This window comes from Microbacterium sp. zg.Y909 (assembly GCF_024626565.1).
On the sequence record NZ_JANJFJ010000555.1, the window covers coordinates 1 to 2,195 of the forward strand.

The window sequence follows — 2,195 nt, forward strand, 5'->3', positions numbered from 1 at the left end:
GGGATCCCCACCGCCCGCAGCGCGCCGAGGGTGATGTGGGCCATGTCCTGGCACACCCCCGAGCGCTTCTCCCACGACTCCGCTGCGGTGGAGTGAACGCCCGTGCTCCCGTAGACGTATTCGACGGCGTCGCCCACGGCCACCGCGATCGCGCGGGCGGCCTGCCCGGGGTTGTCGTGCTCCTGCACGATCGTGCGGGCCAGCTCCAGCACCTCTGGGTGAGGTGCGGTGCGCGGCGTCTGCGCGAGCATCTCCACGGTCGTGATCGACCGCTGGGCCTCGACGGCGAGGTCCTCCCAGGCCGTGTCGGAGTTCTCCATCGGCCGCGGACGCACCTCGACCAGCGAGCGGGCGGTGATGCCGAGAGCGGTGTGACCCGAGAGCACGTCGAACGATGCGACGCGCGTGCCGAAGTAGTCGACGTACTGGTTGACGCTCGTCGACGGCTCGATGTCGAGCGACGAGCTCAGCACGAACTGGTTCTCGGTCGACACCGGCAGCATGCGCGCCTCGTTGTACGACGCCGACACCTCTCCCGGGTACGCGAATCCGGTGGTGTGCTCGATCCGCAGGCGCATCATGAGATCTCTCCGATCCAGCTCGGCTCGGCCTGCGTCGGGAAGAACCGCTGGCGGATGGCCTCGGACGCTTCGCGGGTGACCGTCTGCACCCGCTCCATGTGCTCGGGCAGCTCACCGAGGATGTCGGTGATCGGGCTGTACTCGAGGTCGTTGCGGATGCGGCCGAGCGCCCGCAGCACCGCGTTGGAGTGGCCGACCCGGTCGGCGCGGGGGTCGATCGCGCTCATGCACTCCTCGGCCCGCTGGATCGAGTAGATGATCGACCGCGGGAACAGCCGGTCCAGCAGCAGGAACTCCGCCGCGTTGCGGGAGCTCGGCATGCCGCGGTAGGTGCGCACGTACGCCTCGTACGCGCCGCACGAGCGCAGGATGGTCGTCCACGACGGTCCGGATGCCTCGGTCAGCGACCGCGTCGCGAGCATGCGGGCCGTCATGTCGGCGCGCTCGATGCTGCGGCCGAGGGTGAAGAACTGCCATGCCTCGTCGCGGCTGGTCGAAGAGTCGACGATGCCGACGGCGAGCGCCGAACGCTCACGCACCCATTGGAAGAACTCGTGCACCTTCTCGGACTGCAGGCGCCGGGGCATGCGGGAGTTGGTGGTGTTGAGGGTCTCCCACAGCTCGGTCGAGACGATCTCGCGGGCGCGGCGGGCGTTCTCGCGCGCCGCCTGCAGTGAGAACGCGATGCTCGACGAGTTCGTGCGGTCGACGGCCAGACGAGCCAGCACGTCCTGACGCTCCACCTTCTCGAGATCGTCGTCCGGCGGGATCGACCCCATGACGCTCAGCAGCGACCGGCACGCGGTGTCCTCATCGATCCAGGGGTCCTCCAGCAGCAGCTGCAGGTGCACGTCGAGGATGCGCGCGGTGCCGTCGGACCGCTCGATGTAGCGTCCGATCCAGAAGAGCGATTCAGCGATCCGCGACAGCATCCGCCGCCTCCTCGGTCGTTGCGCGAAGAGCGTGGTCGGCTGCCCGCTCGCCCTGCTGCTGCTGTTGCTGCTCCTGCTGCTCCGCGCGGGCGCCCGGATTGTCCTGGGGCGAATGCACGGGCGCGGGCTGGCCTTCGTAGATCACCGGGATCTCGGTCGTGGCCTGGTCGGCGACGAGATCCGCCATGTCACGGCCGCGGCGCTGACCGTACTCGACGTTGCGGGGAGCGGCACCGCCGACGATCCAGGTGTCCTTGGAGCCGCCGCCCTGGCTGGAGTTGACCACCAGCTGGCCTTCGGGGAGGGCGACGCGGGTGAGACCGCCGGGGAGCACCCACACGTCGTCGCCGTCGTTGACGGCGAAGGGGCGGAGGTCGGCGTGGCGAGGTCGCATGCCGTCTTCCACCAGCGTCGGGATGGTCGAGAGCATGACGACGGGCTGGGCGATCCATCCGCGGGGGTCGGCGCGCAGCCGGGAGCGGAGCTTGTCGAGTTCTGCCGGCGAGGCGTCGGGCCCGACCACGAGCCCTTTGCCACCTGACCCGTCCACGGGTTTCACGACGAGCTCGTCCAGGCGGTCGAGCACCTCCTCCAGCGCGCCCGGGTCCTCCAGGCGCCAGGTGTCCACGTTCTTGAGGATGGGCTCCTCGGCCAGGTAGTACCGGATGAGATCGGGCACGTA

The 2,195-nt window shown here is 69.6% G+C and carries 3 protein-coding genes; all 3 read right to left on the reverse strand.

Translation table 11 applies throughout. The annotated features are described in order from the left end of the window. Positions 1–581 (reverse strand): transglutaminase family protein (locus tag NQ160_RS22730; RefSeq protein WP_257517296.1); only part of this gene is annotated, 581 nt, incomplete at its 3' end. Then, positions 578–1,513 carry an alpha-E domain-containing protein gene (locus NQ160_RS22735; RefSeq protein ID WP_257494063.1) on the reverse strand — a complete coding sequence of 312 codons (936 nt, stop codon included), beginning with the start codon at positions 1,511–1,513 and terminating at the stop codon, positions 578–580. The genes NQ160_RS22730 and NQ160_RS22735, both read right to left, overlap by 4 nt. Next, a partial coding sequence (locus tag NQ160_RS22740) for a circularly permuted type 2 ATP-grasp protein (RefSeq protein WP_257517297.1) occupies positions 1,494–2,195 on the reverse strand: 702 nt, incomplete at its 5' end. The genes NQ160_RS22740 and NQ160_RS22735, both read right to left, overlap by 20 nt.

What these genes read in the sequence shown, in the direction of transcription:
- NQ160_RS22735 (WP_257494063.1), bottom strand. Translation starts at nt 1,513, where the DNA reads ATGCTGTCGCGGATCGCTGAATCGCTCTTCTGGATCGGACGCTACATC.